Source organism: Hoylesella marshii DSM 16973 = JCM 13450 (assembly GCF_000146675.1).
GTDB classification, from domain to species: domain Bacteria; phylum Bacteroidota; class Bacteroidia; order Bacteroidales; family Bacteroidaceae; genus Prevotella; species Prevotella marshii.
Genome location: NZ_GL397214.1, coordinates 1,326,103 through 1,340,444 on the forward strand (window position 1 = coordinate 1,326,103; position 14,342 = coordinate 1,340,444).

11 protein-coding genes, 2 tRNA genes and 2 other RNA genes are annotated in these 14,342 nt (G+C 48.1%); 10 read left to right on the forward strand and 5 right to left on the reverse strand.

Features of this window, described 5'->3' with window-relative positions; all coding sequences use genetic code 11:
- Positions 1 to 9: 9 nt before the first annotated feature.
- From HMPREF0658_RS05545 to HMPREF0658_RS05555, 3 genes are read right to left on the reverse strand one after another with little or no spacing between them, the layout of a single operon-like run.
- The gene (locus tag HMPREF0658_RS05545; protein WP_006949245.1) at positions 10 to 2,205 is read right to left on the reverse strand and encodes a S9 family peptidase; all 2,196 of its coding nucleotides are present in this window, start codon (positions 2,203 to 2,205) and stop codon (positions 10 to 12) included.
- Positions 2,195 to 3,694 (reverse strand): THUMP domain-containing class I SAM-dependent RNA methyltransferase, encoded by a 1,500-nt coding sequence (locus HMPREF0658_RS05550; RefSeq protein ID WP_139047728.1) that lies wholly within the window; start codon positions 3,692 to 3,694, stop codon positions 2,195 to 2,197. Before HMPREF0658_RS05550 ends, HMPREF0658_RS05545 begins: the two co-directional genes overlap by 11 nt.
- Positions 3,695 to 3,722: 28 nt before the next feature.
- A complete protein-coding gene (locus HMPREF0658_RS05555) occupies positions 3,723 to 4,601 on the reverse strand; it encodes a serine O-acetyltransferase (RefSeq protein WP_244860907.1) in 879 nt (292 codons plus the stop codon).
- Positions 4,602 to 4,884: 283 nt separating this feature from the next.
- Here HMPREF0658_RS05555 and rnpB point away from each other — a divergent pair.
- The 7 genes from rnpB (at position 4,885) to HMPREF0658_RS05580 (ending at position 8,254) form a co-directional block, all read left to right on the forward strand.
- Positions 4,885 to 5,256: RNase P RNA component class A (gene rnpB / locus HMPREF0658_RS10725), an RNA gene on the forward strand.
- A 22-nt stretch (positions 5,257 to 5,278) separates the two neighbouring features.
- Complete coding sequence (locus HMPREF0658_RS05560) at positions 5,279 to 6,520, forward strand: YihY/virulence factor BrkB family protein (RefSeq protein WP_081439466.1); 1,242 nt, start codon at positions 5,279 to 5,281, stop codon at positions 6,518 to 6,520.
- Between the two features lie 19 nt (positions 6,521 to 6,539).
- A complete protein-coding gene (locus HMPREF0658_RS05565; RefSeq protein ID WP_006949248.1) occupies positions 6,540 to 6,920 on the forward strand; it encodes a hypothetical protein in 381 nt (126 codons plus the stop codon).
- 89 nt (positions 6,921 to 7,009) lie between these two features.
- Entirely contained in the window at positions 7,010 to 7,393 is a 384-nt protein-coding gene (locus HMPREF0658_RS05570; RefSeq protein ID WP_006949249.1) for a YkvA family protein, read from the forward strand.
- Between the two features lie 171 nt (positions 7,394 to 7,564).
- The gene (gene crcB / locus HMPREF0658_RS05575; RefSeq protein ID WP_006949250.1) at positions 7,565 to 7,945 is read left to right on the forward strand and encodes a fluoride efflux transporter CrcB; all 381 of its coding nucleotides are present in this window, start codon (positions 7,565 to 7,567) and stop codon (positions 7,943 to 7,945) included.
- A gap of 134 nt (positions 7,946 to 8,079) precedes the next feature.
- Positions 8,080 to 8,172, forward strand: an RNA gene (ffs, locus tag HMPREF0658_RS10990) — signal recognition particle sRNA small type.
- Between the two features lie 8 nt (positions 8,173 to 8,180).
- Positions 8,181 to 8,254, forward strand: a tRNA-Thr gene (locus HMPREF0658_RS05580).
- Positions 8,255 to 8,413: 159 nt separating this feature from the next.
- On the opposite strand, the gene HMPREF0658_RS05585 is transcribed toward HMPREF0658_RS05580, so the two are convergent.
- Positions 8,414 to 10,948 (reverse strand): endonuclease MutS2, encoded by a 2,535-nt coding sequence (locus HMPREF0658_RS05585; protein ID WP_006949251.1) that lies wholly within the window; start codon positions 10,946 to 10,948, stop codon positions 8,414 to 8,416.
- 149 nt (positions 10,949 to 11,097) lie between these two features.
- Here HMPREF0658_RS05585 and HMPREF0658_RS05590 point away from each other — a divergent pair.
- A tRNA-Ser gene (locus tag HMPREF0658_RS05590) sits at positions 11,098 to 11,182 on the forward strand.
- Between the two features lie 353 nt (positions 11,183 to 11,535).
- Here the strand turns inward: HMPREF0658_RS05590 and HMPREF0658_RS05595 are convergent.
- Positions 11,536 to 12,261 (reverse strand): RDD family protein, encoded by a 726-nt coding sequence (locus HMPREF0658_RS05595; RefSeq protein WP_006949252.1) that lies wholly within the window; start codon positions 12,259 to 12,261, stop codon positions 11,536 to 11,538.
- Positions 12,262 to 12,363: 102 nt separating this feature from the next.
- On the opposite strand from HMPREF0658_RS05595, the gene HMPREF0658_RS05600 reads away from it, so the two are divergent.
- Entirely contained in the window at positions 12,364 to 13,371 is a 1,008-nt protein-coding gene (locus HMPREF0658_RS05600) for a stage II sporulation protein M (RefSeq protein WP_006949253.1), read from the forward strand.
- Entirely contained in the window at positions 13,310 to 14,338 is a 1,029-nt protein-coding gene (locus tag HMPREF0658_RS05605) for a hypothetical protein (RefSeq protein ID WP_006949254.1), read from the forward strand. The genes HMPREF0658_RS05600 and HMPREF0658_RS05605 overlap by 62 nt, the downstream gene beginning before the upstream one ends.
- Positions 14,339 to 14,342 lie beyond the last annotated feature (4 nt).

Here is a 14,342-nt window from a genome sequence, read left to right on the forward strand (position 1 = left end):
AAGATGCCTTTATTTCAAATAGTCCTCGAAATACTGTGTGATACGCTCATGCAGATGTACGCTTTGATGTCCTCTCATATTGTGAGGCTCACCCGGGTACACGAAGAAGTCGGGTTGCGTACCGGCCTCTATGCAGGCTTTGAGGAATGAAAGGCAATGCTGGGGTACGACCACGGGGTCATTCATGCCGGTAATTATCTGCAATTTCCCTTTCAGGTTCTTGGCTTTCGGCATCAGAGAACTTTCTGCGTAACCCTCAGGGTTGCTTTGCGGCGTATCCATATACCGTTCTCCATACATGGCCTCATACCATTTCCAATCAACGACAGGACCTCCTGCCACACCCACTTTAAAGACATCGGGATACGTAGTCATGAGGTTTGTGGTCATAAAGCCGCCGAAGCTCCATCCGTGTACGCCCAAACGGGTACTATCTACATAGGGGAGAGACTTCAAGTACTCAACGCCCTTCATTTGGTCTTTCATCTCTTCTATACCGAGATGCCTGAAAGTAGCCTGCTCAAAGGCACGACCTCGGTCGGAAGAGCCGCGGTTATCGAGTATGAAAACGATATAACCTTTCTGTGCCATATAGGGTTCCCAGCCGCGAGACATGAAGTGCCAACGTGCCTCTACATTACGCGTACCCGGTCCACCGTAAACATATATGACAGTAGGATACTTTTTCGAGGGGTCGAAGTCTGCGGGTTTCACCATTCGATAGTAAAGGTCTGTCACACCATCGGCCGCTTTCAGCACGCCGGAGCTGAACTGCGGTACCTGATACCCTATCCATGGGTCTTTTGCCGCAAAGTATTCAACGGTTTTTCCCGTAGCGGTGGCCACAATATTTATCTGTCGGGGCACTTCGGGAGAAGAGTAAACATCGTACAGATAAGCACCACTTGCACTCAAAGCGGCGGCATGACTGCCTCCCGCCCCTCTGGTGGCAAGATGACATCCCTCACCATTGTCGAGCAGAACGCGTTTCCCCGTTTCGACATTTACTGCATAAACATTGTTCTGTATGGGATTTCTTTCGGTAGATAAGATAATTGCGCTCTTGGTTTTAGTATTGAAACCGAGCAAATCGAGCACAACCCACGCTCCTTGGGTAAGTTGCCTTTCCTCTTTCGCCTCATTGCCTTTGAGGGAGAAGAGATACAGGTGATTGTAGCCGTCTCTCTCGGTTTGGAGGATAAAGCGACTGCTGTCCCAAGGCAGAAACGTAATAGGATTGAGCGGATGCACATACTTCTCGTGTTTCTCCGTATAGAGGGTAGCGATTTTCCGACCGTCGGTTACACTGTAGGCATCCAGCGTATATACGTTTTGGTCTCTGTTTATCTCAATAAGATAAATGGTTTTGGCATCGGGTGCCCAAGAGATATTAGTAAAATACCTGTCCGTAGGGTCTCCCGTTTGCAGGTAAACGGTTTTTCCGCTCTTCATATCATAAATACCTACGCTCACCTTGTGGGTGGTCTCTCCTGCCATCGGATACTTCGTAGGCGCTGCTGTTGCAATGCGGGTATCGATGTCTACAAGCGGATAATCAGTCACCATGCTTTGGTCCATGCGGTAAAACGCGAGTTTAGAACCGTCGCTGCTCCAGAACGTACCTTTATAAATACCGAACTCATCGCGGTGTACGCTCTGCGCATACACGATTTCCCGACTGCCGTCGGTTGTGAGTTGATGGGTTTTCCCCGCAGCATCGGTCACAAAGAGGTTGTCGTTTCTCACAAAGGCCACAGCCCTGCTTGCAGCATTCCACTCGGCATGTTGCTCATCCGCGCTGCTCTGCCGCCATACTCTCTTTTTGCTTTTAAAGTCTATCAGCATGCGTTCCTTGCCGTTGTCCACAAGTACCAACGGTTTTCCCGCATACGGAAACAGTGTATAATATAGGCTTCTCACCTTCGTTTGGTCATCTGTTCCTGCCCAGCGGTTCAATGCGTCGAGCGTGAAAAGCGTTTTTTCTTTGCCCGATGCTTTGTCGATGAGCGTGCATTTGTCTGCATCTTGTCTCACGAGTTCATCCCCCCACCATGTAGCATAGCGGTTTTCGGGAATCATGTTGCGGTAATTCGTACCACCGAAATTGAGGTCTTCGAGTGTGAAGAGTTTGTTTTGAGCTGTTGTCATCAGTGCAATGTTGGCTAAAAAAGCCATTAACAAAATACGAACACGATTAGTCTTCATGGTTGAATCTTTTATTTTTGAGTTTAAAGTCTTTCATTTTTCTGTCTCTCGTTTCCTTGCCGAACGGCTTTCGTCCCTTATCGTTCCGCCGAGTGAAACGGTCGCCTTTCTCGTTGGTTGGTTCTCTGCGGTCGCGCGGGAACTTTCCTTTGAAGTTGCGACGCGACGGTTTTTCCTCGAAAGCATCGATTCTCCTGCGGTGGAAAGTAAAGGAGCGGATATCGCCCTCCTCATTTTCCTGCTCCTCGTCAAGCCGTTTCTTAAACTCCCGATTCTTCTTAAAGCGGTGTTTCTCGGCCATTTTTTCTTTCTCTTCTTCTGTCTTTACGATACCTCCCTCACTGCGGAAGTCTCTCATTTTTCCGTCGAAGATGGCGTATTTCCTAAACTCGCACTCCAGCGAACCATTGTAAAGCGGTATCTTGATGGAAGGTTTGAGGCCTATCTGGTCGAAACATTCCTCACGATAGCTGAGTATCCACGCTTCATTACCCGTGAAAGCATGCTTCAACCGCTCGCCTATCATGCGGTAAGTTCCTAAAAGATCGGGTGTAGAAATGCGTTCTCCGTAGGGCGGATTGGTCACCATGATACTCTTTTCTGCCGGCCTCTCGAAGTTTTTAAAGTCTGCTTGCTCCACGGTGATGTAGGCCGACAGGCCTGCTGCCTTTATGTTGGTGCGGGCAGTATTCACGGCTTTCATATCTATATCGTAACCGTAGATATGGTGTGGAAACACTCTTTCCTGCGAATCATCGTTGTAAATGCGGTCGAAAAGATCACGATCGAAGTCCGGCCACTTCTCGAATGCGTATTCTTTCCGAAAGACGCCCGGGTTCATATTCAGTGCGATGAGGGCTGCTTCGATAAGCAATGTACCCGACCCGCATAAGGGGTCGATGAAGTCGGTGTCTGCTTTCCACTCCGTCATGAGTATCATTCCGGCGGCCAACACTTCGTTCAACGGGGCTTCCACTGACTCCTGACGGTATCCGCGACGATGAAGTGACTCGCCGCTGGAATCCAACGACAGAGTGCAAGCATCTTCCGCAATGTGTATATTCAAACGCATGTCGGGATTGGAAACCGATATATTGGGGCGAATGCCGTGCTTTTCGCGAAACCAATCTACGATAGCGTCTTTCACCTTATAGGTAACGAAGCGCGAATTGCGAAACTCCTCGGAGTAAACCACCGAATCTACGGAAAACGTTTTCTTAACATCAAGATATTGCTCCCAATCTATTTTCTGCACCTCTTCATACACATCATCGGCCGAAAGGGCTTTAAAATGCTTGATAGGCTTTAGTATTCTGATGGCTGTATGCAGTTGAAAATTGGCACGATACATGAGTTCGTTGTCGCCGGAGAACGACACCATGCGCCGTCCTATTTTCACATTGTTTGCTCCAAGCTGCGTGAGCTCCTGTGCCAAAACGGGTTCCAGTCCCATAAAAGTTTTGGCGATGAGTTCAAATTCCATGTTTATGATGTTTCTGTTTGATTCTATTGGTTTCTCAATCTTTCTTATATCGCTTTGTGTTGGGTTTCATATCTTCCGTTACCCATATATTGGCACCCACGATACTGCCCTCTCCTATTGTGACGCGCCCTAAGACAGTAGCATTGGAATACACCACTACGTTGTCTTCGAGAATGGGATGGCGCGGTATGCCCTTTATGGGATTACCCGCTGCATCCAGAGGAAAACTCTTGGCACCGAGCGTCACTCCTTGGTAGAGTTTTACGTGATGGCCGATGATACACGTAGCACCGATGACGACACCCGTGCCGTGATCGATGGTAAAATGATGGCCGATAACGGCCGAAGGGTGGATATCGATACCCGTTTCGCTATGCGCCATCTCAGTCATCATGCGCGGAATAAGAGGTACTCCCATGGTATCAAGCTCGTGGGCAAGCCGATAGTTGATGAGTGCCTTTATCACCGGATAGCACGAAATGATTTCTCCGAAGTTCTCGGCAGCAGGGTCTCCGTTGTAGGCCGCTTCTACATCGGTGGCCAATATGCGACGTATCTCCGGCAAACGGGCTATCGTCTGCGTGGCCATCGCTTGGGCTTTGTCTCCCACAGCAGAGAGATGACCGGACGTTTCCTCCTCGCAGGTGTCAGCAAAGCATAACCCTGCCAGAATCTGGTCTGCCAGCAAACGGTGCAACCGTTCTATACTCACGCCAATATGGTAGCGCATGGTCTTTCTGCTTACCGATGATTTACCGTAATACCCGGGAAAGATGATAGCCCGTGAAAGGTCTATGATTTCTCCCAAGACACGGCTCGAGGGCAGCGGATATCCGTCTTTGTGTTGATGGAAAAGCCCTTCTAATTGTTCCGGCTCCGAGAGCTCGTTCACCGTTTGCGTGAAAATCTGCATGAAATGGGTGGTACTCATCACTGCGCACTACATATTATTATGTGTTGCAAAGTTACGCTTTTTCATGGAAACTCCGCATTTTTTCCGCAGAAAAACATACATAAGTCCCACTAAGACAAAAACTAAATTTTCAAACACCAAAATGCGAATTCTACGATAGAATATATTTTTTACACTTGTTGGTTGACTCTACAGTAAAACAAACTTGCACTTGTTTCGGGGTTTTCCGCGTCTATACATGGTTCTTTTTAGAGAATAATCCGTATCTTTGCATCCCATGAAGGCAGTGTTTCGGCTTGTCGCCGGCATCATGACGGTGCGGGAGGAAAGTCCGGGCAGCATAGGGTACTCCACTTCCTAATATAGAAGCTATTGGCGACAGTAGGCTCAGGCAGAAGAGAACGACCGCTCCGCAAGGAGTAAGGGTGAGAAGGCGGTGTAAGAGACCACCGGCTGATGGGTGATCATCAGGCCGTGCCGGCTGGAGGCTGCAAGTTCGCGTAAACCATCGTTTGAGGGCGACCCGTCCGAACTTCCCGATGGAGGGTAGAATGCTGGAGCTGCGGGGTGACTCGCAGCGTAGAGAAATGACAAGCCGTGAGGCATTGGAAACGGTGTCTCATGACAGAACCCGGCTTACAGAGGCACTGCTTTCATTTTTATTTATCTCATTACTTATGAAAGAAAAAGTGATCAGCATCCTTAAAGCCTTATGGCAAGACTTCACTGCCAAGCGGGTGATGGATGCCGTGGGTACGCTTACATATTCCACCCTGCTGGCTATCGTGCCCATTCTGGCCGTGGTCTTCGCTATAGCACGTGGCTTCGGATATTCCAAATACATCGAATCGTGGTTCCGAGAAACATTGGCAAGCCAGCCGCAAGCTGCCGAAGCTATCATCGGTTTCGTTAATTCCTATCTCGTACACACCAAAAGCGGGCTCTTCCTTGGTATCGGTTTGCTGTTCATGTTATGGACAGTGCTCATCCTGACACGCAACATCGAACAGACATTCAACGACATCTGGCAAGTAAAGAAGCCGCGGAGCATCGTCCGCACACTCACCGACTACATTGCCATGTTCTTTCTTGTACCTATCGTCATCGTTGTAACGTCGGGGCTTTCGCTCGTCATGGCAACTCTTGGCGGTGAGGTGGGAGATTATTTTGTCCTTGGACCGGTGATGCGCATCGTGGTTTTCCTCATGCCCTATGTGCTGATGTCGGCCGTCTTTGTCATCCTCTATGTCTTCATGCCCAATACCAAAGTGAAGTTTAAGAGTGCGCTCTTGCCGGGGATTGTGGCCGGTGTGGCCATGCAACTGCTGCAACTCTTCTATATTCACTCTCAGCTATGGGTGTCGGGTTATAATGCCATCTACGGGTCTTTTGCAGCCTTACCGCTGTTCATGCTTTGGGTACAGGCCTCATGGACTATCTGTTTGATGGGCGCAGAACTCACCTATACCAACCAAAACCTCGAAGACTTCGCTTTCAATGCCGATGCTTCCAAACTGAGCCATCGAGCACGCGTGATGATGAGCGTACTGCTGATGAGTCTCATCTGTAAACGTTTTGCTGAAGGGCGACGCCCCTATACAGCCCTTGAACTGAAAATGGAAACGGGTATTCCCATCCGAATCGTCAGCGATTTGCTCTATGATTTGGTACAGGTAAAACTCCTTTCTGAAACCCGCTATGATGAGAACGACGATGACTGCCGCTGCTTTCAACCCGCAGAAAGTATCAACCATCTCAGCGTGGGCACTGTAGTCGATAGGCTTGAAAGCAAAGGCGTATGGAGTATGCACCTCGACTTACACCACGAGATAGGGGCTAAAGTGAATTGGCCGGCCGTATATCTCCGTCGAAAGATGTATCTCAAAGACCTTGACAAATTCCTACTCAAAGATTTATAAACCTCAACCTCATACACCTATGAACGAAGATTTGGAATACATCATTACCGACCGCATGGCACGCTACAGCGAAATGCAGGGATTCCCTCAACCGGAGGCTTTCGACTTGGATAAAGAGACGATAGAAGATTACATCACTGCCAAGCAGTCTATCCTTACCGACGGCGAAGAGCGACGTAAGAAACTGCTCATTCCCGCAGTACTGCTTATCATGCCGACCATTGTTATGTCGGCTTTCAGCAGTTCTATGAAAGCATTCTTCGCTGCCCTTGCTGCAGGCCTCATCCTTGCATGTTTATATTGGTACGGTATGCAATGGAGGGATGCATATCGCCTGCGCCGACTCTATCAACCCGATATTGAACGATTTATTGCTGCCGTATTGGCATACGAGCCATAAGCAAGACGTACTTTTTCTGTACATTGCCGCATGGCATTTCAATCTTTTTCGTATCTTTGCAACCAATATATCATCTAAAAATAGAAAATATGGAATTACCCGATTTCATGTCTTATAGCAATAAGTTCACACAGAACGGATTTGTAGAGAAAATCTCCACCATAGCCAAACGAGCCGGCGCAAAACTCATCTACGCAGCACTGATTCTCTACTATACACTCGATAGCAAACAAGTACCTCTGAAAGACAAAGCCATCATCATCGGTGCACTGGGCTACCTCATCAGTCCACTCGATGTCATGCCCGACGCAATACCTATTGTGGGACTTGGAGACGACCTTGCCGTTTTAATATATGTACTGAAGAAAGTTTGGGGCGAAGTGTCAGAGGAAGTAAAAGAAAAAGCCAAGGCAAAACTCAATCAATGGTTCGACGCAGACGAAATCAAGGAGATCGACTCGCTATTCGATTGACCATCACTACTGCAACGCTTTCCCACAGCAACGGAAAATCTGATACATAGTAGCAATATTTTCCGTCTTCTTTTCTCCAATCCGCAGTTTGCACTATTGAGAAAGGATGAAAAAGGCAGACACGTCTCACCCTCTTTATCACAAAGACAGTCCCTTGTTGCTTTTCCATAGATGATACGAACAGCATTTTTTATCGCACTGGGTGGTGCCCTTGGGAGTATGGCACGTTACTTTCTATCCAAGCTACTGCAAACAACCACATGGATAGATTTCCCGTTCGGCACGTGGGCAGTAAACCTCTTAGGCTGCTTTCTTATTGGTCTACTGACTGAAGCGGCCGGTCACTACATTCTTCCCAATACCGATTTCAAACTCTTCCTCACAGTGGGCTTTTGCGGAGGCTTTACCACTTTCAGTACATTTACAATCGAATTGTTATCTCTTCTCAGAACAGGCAATGTGCTATCCGCCGCTTTCTATGCCGGCAGCAGTGTTTTTCTCGGTCTTCTGGCTGCATATATCGGCATACAAGTCGTCCGATTTTTCTCATAATGAAGTTTTTCTCATCCCTGCAAGACCTCCTTATCTTACTTTTCAAGAGCAAAAAATAAGTTAAAAATAATCGGTTTTTACCCCTCCCCCACTCGCTTATCGACTATTATTCGTACCTTTGCACCACTAAAAACGGGCAAGTCTTACACGGCCAGCTCCCTGTGAATCCTCCAGGACGGGAACGTAGCAAAGGTAACAGGTTGTAGCGGTGCGATGTAAGTAGCTTGCCCACCCCGCCTCTTTAGCTCAGTTGGCCAGAGCACGTGATTTGTAATCTCGGGGTCGTTGGTTCGAATCCGACAAGAGGCTCACTCAAGAAATAAACCGGCACTTACAAGTACCGGTTTATTTCTTTCTTTGTAAATATACTCTTTCCCTCATGATGCGATAAGCGTCTTGCATTCATTTCTTTAAACAACACCCAATATTCCCTTTACCTACACTTAGATAACTCTCTCTTAATACCTGTTATCCAATATCTGCCACAGTAATTCCCGCTCCGCCGAACTGCACGTGTTCGTCTTTATAAGCCGTGATATTGGGTACAGATGAGAGATATTGGCGGATGAGTTGCCTAAGAATGCCGTTGCCCTTTCCATGCAAAATACGTACACGGGGCACACCCACGAGGATGGCATCATCTATAAAATGCATCACGGCATGTAGGGCTTCATCACCACGCATACCCCTTACATCAAGGTCTTGTTTAAAGTTTTTCGTCCTATCATCTATCGTCCGACGAGTCATTCGCCCCTCAGTACGCACAGACGGTTGTACCTCTGCTAACGGAGCAGAAAGTTTTTCCAGCCTGTCGGCTTTCATCCGTGTGCGCATACCGCCAAAGATAACAGTCGCCGAGCTTCCCTCCAAAGCCTCCACCGTACCCTGTGTAGACGTTCCTTTCATACGTACCGCATCGCCTACACAGAGGAGTTCTGTTTTATTTTCCACCTTTTCTGTTCCCCGAGAGACAATCCTTTCCGAATCGCCTTGCATCGTTTTCTCTCTCTTCCGTTGCTCACGACGCTCCTTCCGTTGTCGAATCTGCTCCATCTTACGAGCTATTTTTTCGTCGTTAGCCATGCTGTCAAAGGTCTGCACCTCATCGCGAAACGCCTGCAACCCCTCTCTGATACGCCGCGTCTCCTCTTTTTCGGCTTGAGCTTCACGAATGGCACGAATGGCATTTTCTATCTTCCGATTACTCTCCTGCAACAGTTCTTCGGCCTGTTCCTTGGCTTTTTGCAGAATCTCCCTGCGACTTTTCTCTATCTCGGCTACATTGTATTCATAGCGTTCGATAACTTTCTCCATCTGCTTCTCGTGCCGATGTATGTTCTGTCGCTTGTTTTCCCAGTATCGCTTGTCGCGCACAATGTCTTGCAAGTACTTGTCGCTCTGAATGTAATCAGACCCCACCAACTCCGAAGCCTCTGCTATCACTTCTTCGGGAATACCTGTTTTGCGGGCTATCTCTATGGCAAAGCTACTGCCGGGGCGACCTATCTGTAACTGAAAGAGAGCTTTCATCTCCTTTCTGTCATAGAGCATGGCGGCGTTTACCACACCTTCGTGAGCATCGGCAAAATGTTTTAGATTCTGATAATGGGTGGTAATGACACCGAAAGCATGCTTTTTACAGAACTGACGGAGCACGGCTTCGGCAATGGCACCGCCTATCTGCGGTTCCGTACCTGTGCCGAACTCGTCGATAAGCAACAGGGTATGAGCATCGGCCTGCCGCATCATGGTTTTCATATGAAGCAAATGACTCGAATACGTGCTGAGGTCGTTCTCTATGCTCTGCTCGTCGCCGATGTCTATCATAAGACTTTCAAATACGCCCGCCGAAGAACGGTCGCCCACGGAAATAGATAGTCCGCACTGCAACATATACTGCAAGAGTGCCACCGTTTTGAGACAGACCGACTTTCCGCCTGCATTAGGCCCGGAAATGATGAGAATGCGCTGCGCCTCGGTTAAGGCTATATCGAGTGGTACTACTGCCTTTCCCTGCTTGTGAAGCGACTGTTGCAACAACGGATGTATGGCTCCCGTCCAATCTATGTAAGGCCGTGCCTGCACTTGGGGTTCCCATGCGCCTGTCGCCTCTGCCCAACGTACCTTCGCCTGTACAAGGTCTATACGTGCCAAAAGCCGATACGAGGTCAACATTTCTTCAGTATGGGGACGCACAAGGGCAGTAAACGCTTTGAGAATACGTATGATTTCTCGCCGTTCTTCTGCTTCTAATTCCCGTATGCGGTTGTTGGCTTCCACCACTTCAGCCGGTTCTATAAAGACGGTATGTCCCGAGGCTGACTCATCGTGCACAATTCCCTTGATGCGCTTCTTCATGGCGGGCGCCACGGGAATCACCAGCCTACCGTCTCGCAGCGTAGGGGTCACGTTTTTCTCGACCAATCCTTCGCTCTGTGCCAACCGCAGAATGCCGGTCAAAGTTCGTGCTACACTGCCCTCAGCCTTAGTCAATTCACGGCGCACAGCCATGAGTTCGGGCGACGCATCATCGCGTATCTTCCCATATTTATCGAGCATCCCGTCAATGCGCTGTATGATAAGGGGGAATGTCACCACACCTTCTGTCATACGGTGCAGTGCCGGATAAGGATAAACAGGCGTAGTGTCTCCGGGTTCTACCCCATCGGTGCGGTTGAGATACTGTACGATTTGTCGGATAGCATCCAGCGAGCGACGCAAATCAAACACCTCGTTTTCTTCCAGATAAGTACCTTCCAAGCGGATGCGTACAAGCGATTCGCGCACATCAAAGAAACCGTGAAGAGGGAAATCACCGGCTTCTTGCTGCACAAGTCGAAACTCTTTCACTTGTTTCAACCATTCGTTGATGGTATCGGCATTGGCAGAAAACGCCATGCGGTCTACCCTTTCGCGCCCCAACGGCGAAAGGCAGCGCTCGCGCAACAGTTTTCTTATTTCATCAAAGCCTATCTTTGCTTCAAAATTATCCGGATAAATCATGCTGCAAAAGTACGCTAACTTAGCGTAAAAAACAAAATTATGAAACGCCAATGCTTAAAAAACAGATAAATTATTTGTAGGTATCAAAAAAACAGTGTACCTTTGCAACCGCTTTCGATGGACGTTCCGACGTCCTCTGCCGTCAGCAAGGAAAGGTGGTAGAGTGGTCGATTACAGTAGTCTTGAAAACTACCGTACCGAGAGGTACCGGGGGTTCGAATCCCTCCCTTTCCGCTTTCAAAGGTGCAAGTTATACGGCTTGCACCTTTTTTGCTTTCTTTCGTCAGAAAAGCAGCAGGGCGGGAAAGGGATGGAAAATAAAAGAAAAGCCGTCCGCCCCACAACGATGAGAGGCGAGAAACACACTCCCTAAAAGGCTGAAGGAGAACTGCGGTTTCCCTATCTGTAAGCCACTGAATAACAGGAAGATACCCTGTTAATGGAGAGAGCTATACTCTGAGCGTGTAAAAGGATAGCTTTGAGCCGGTAAAAGCATAGCTCTGACAAAGTGGAAGCATAGCTTTGAGAAAGAGGGAGGAAAGCGGTTACGGAAACAGCGGTACACAACGGATGTGACAAAGCTTTGCTCAAACCATTTCCATGGCGAAATATTGATAGTCGCGCAACAGTGTTTCAAGAAAAGAGGCCTTGTCCTCTGTGTTGTCGTCGATGCCCAACGTCTCTCTCACCTTATCATATAAAAGGGCGATGCGACGGTCTTTGTCGTGCTCGTTGGAGGCCAATGTACGCGAAATAATATTGGCCTGTTCCAAAGAAAGGTTTTCGGCCTGACGGTAACGGGGTGTATAGTTGTGCGAAAGATAATCGTATTCGTCAAGACTAATGGCTATTTTTTTGTAACTGTTGAGCTTTACAACCATCGTACCGGCAGCCAAATCTCCCAATCGCTGGTGCCTTTCGGTAAGAAGAATCACCAGTGCTCCTGCGTATGAAAACACAGGGCCATCAATCGGACGCAACAGCCAACGCAACAGATAGCTGCCCACACTGGGGGTGGAACCATCGACTTTGACTACCCGTATCTTCATGATGCGCTTGCCCGGGGTCTGCCCCTCGTTGAATGTTTCGCAGAGAAAAGGGTAACCAAGGGCAGGAAGCACGAGCAAAAAGACAAGCAACCATGTGCTATCGGGCAGGTTCGACGGGAGGAAGCTAAACAAAGTAAGCAGAGAAACGCCGTAGAGCACAACAACAACCATGTCTATGAAGTAGGCGATAGCCCGTTCTCCGAGGCTTGCCGGCGTTTGTTCTATACGTACAAACTGCCCCGTGATGATGCTGTTGTCTGCCATTCGTTCAAGAGATATTTTACAATTTGCTTGCAAATATAGGCCATTTTTTCTATTTTTGCGACTGATTTCAAGCAAATCTTTTTATCGCCTGCGGGCACCGGAATGAAAGAAGTAACGTTTATAAGGCACAACATAGACAAGTGGAAGAGCATGGAGCTAACGTTAGAAACTGTGGACACGCAGTCTCCCGACACACTTGCCGACCTATATACGGAGCTTACCGCCGACCTCGCTTTTGCCCAAACACACTACCCTTCCTCACGCATTACGCTCTATCTCAACAACATGGCCTACGCACTGCATGGCTCCATTTACAAGAACAAGCGTGAAAAGTGGTCGCGTCTCATTACGTTTTGGACGCACGAAGTGCCGCTTACCATGTATGAAGCAAGGAAATATATGTTAATTTCTTTGCTTGTGTTTCTTGCAGGTATTGCTATCGGCGTGATTTCTACAATGGGCGATGCAGAATTTCCTCGCATTATCTTGGGCGATAACTATGTGGACATGACACTGGAAAACATCCGGCAGGGACATCCTATGGCCGTTTACGACGGCACACCGGAAGACATGATGTTCTTTGGCATTACCATTCATAATGTAATGGTTTCGTTTCAGATATTCGCTTTCGGCCTCCTTACGTGTTTCGGCACGGGCTTCTTTTTGCTTTACAACGGCATCATGGTGGGTGCTTTCGAGACTTTCTTCTATCAACACGAACTGTTGGGCGAGTCGGCTCTCGCTATTTTCCTACATGGAACGCTGGAACTTTCGGCCATTGTCATCAGTGGCAGTGCCGGATTTGCTTTGGGATGGGGTTGGCTTTTCCCAGGTACTTACTCGCGGGGAGAATCCTTCCGCCGAGGTGCACGTCAGGGTCTGCACATCATTGTGGGTGTGGTACCGGTGTTTATCGTGGCCGGCTTCATAGAAAGCATCATCACCCGACATACCGAGATACACGATGCCATAAGGTTGAGCATCATCCTCTGCTCATTGGCATTCGTACTTTTCTACTATATTTATTTACCAAAAAAACGTTATCTACATGCAAACGAACAAACCAAAAGTGCAGCTTTACGTGAAGAGAGACTTCGGACAGAAATTTGAAGCCACACTGCGTTTCATCAGAGAAAACTACCGTATACTGCTGAAATACTTCACCTATTTCATTCTTCCCGTATGCCTTGTGCAGGGATTGACGTTGGACAACGTCTTCTCCCGTGCTTTCACGATGGGCGCAAACAGTGCATCCACAGACAACGAGATAACCGGATTGCTGAACAACTACATCGGATTAATGGTTTATTACATCGGTTACGCGCTGATAACTGTTATCGGCACACTGCTGCTATTTTCCGTTTTGTTCGGCATGAAACAACTGTATTTAGAGCGTGAAAACAGGTTGCAAGGCATCACTTGGGCTGATTTGAGACCTTTTTTCATGCAGAATCTGCGGCGAATGCTGCGGCTGATGCTGGCAGGCCTTGTGATAGGAGGAGTTGCTACAATCCTATGGGTGGGCATCTCGATACTGTTGGTATATATCAGTCCGTTGCTGATAGGGATTGTGGTGTTGCTTATGATTGCTTTTGTGCTGCTTTTCGTGCCGCTCGTATTGTGGACTCCTATCTATCTTTTTGAACCTATCGGGGTGTTCGAGGCTCTTAAGAAAGCCATGAAATTAGGTATGAAACGCTGGGGCAGCATTCTTGTCTTCGTCTTTGTGCTCAACATGGTTACCTCCATTCTTCAGGGTATCACTACCATGCCTTGGTATATTGCTGCCATTGTAAAGATGTTTTTCAATATCAGTCATGCAGATGACGGGTCATTTATCAACTCGCCCGTATTCAGTTTCTTTACCTATCTGCTGGCCATCGTGCAGACTTACGGCCTTTATCTCTCCATCGCCATCCTTATGGTAGGCACGTTCTACCTTTATGGAGATGTCATAGAAACAGCAGAAAACAGAAGTGTAGATGCCGACATCGACAAGTTTGAGACCTTGGGCGACGACCACCAAGACGACCCGATGCCCATACCCGAAGACATCAAAGACTTCGACAAGCTCTGAACCA

Bases quoted from the DNA above. Each gene is read 5' to 3' on its own strand.
- HMPREF0658_RS05585 (WP_006949251.1), bottom strand. From the start codon at position 10,948: ATGATTTATCCGGATAATTTTGAAGCAAAGATAGGCTTTGATGAAATA.
- HMPREF0658_RS05555 (WP_244860907.1), bottom strand. From the start codon at position 4,601: ATGCAGATTTTCACGCAAACGGTGAACGAGCTCTCGGAGCCGGAACAA.
- HMPREF0658_RS05560 (WP_081439466.1), top strand. From the start codon at position 5,279: ATGAAAGAAAAAGTGATCAGCATCCTTAAAGCCTTATGGCAAGACTTC.
- HMPREF0658_RS05570 (WP_006949249.1), top strand. From the start codon at position 7,010: ATGGAATTACCCGATTTCATGTCTTATAGCAATAAGTTCACACAGAAC.
- HMPREF0658_RS05545 (WP_006949245.1), bottom strand. From the start codon at position 2,205: ATGAAGACTAATCGTGTTCGTATTTTGTTAATGGCTTTTTTAGCCAAC.
- crcB (WP_006949250.1), top strand. From the start codon at position 7,565: ATGATACGAACAGCATTTTTTATCGCACTGGGTGGTGCCCTTGGGAGT.
- HMPREF0658_RS05595 (WP_006949252.1), bottom strand. From the start codon at position 12,261: ATGGCAGACAACAGCATCATCACGGGGCAGTTTGTACGTATAGAACAA.
- HMPREF0658_RS05565 (WP_006949248.1), top strand. From the start codon at position 6,540: ATGAACGAAGATTTGGAATACATCATTACCGACCGCATGGCACGCTAC.
- HMPREF0658_RS05600 (WP_006949253.1), top strand. From the start codon at position 12,364: ATGAAAGAAGTAACGTTTATAAGGCACAACATAGACAAGTGGAAGAGC.
- HMPREF0658_RS05605 (WP_006949254.1), top strand. From the start codon at position 13,310: ATGCAAACGAACAAACCAAAAGTGCAGCTTTACGTGAAGAGAGACTTC.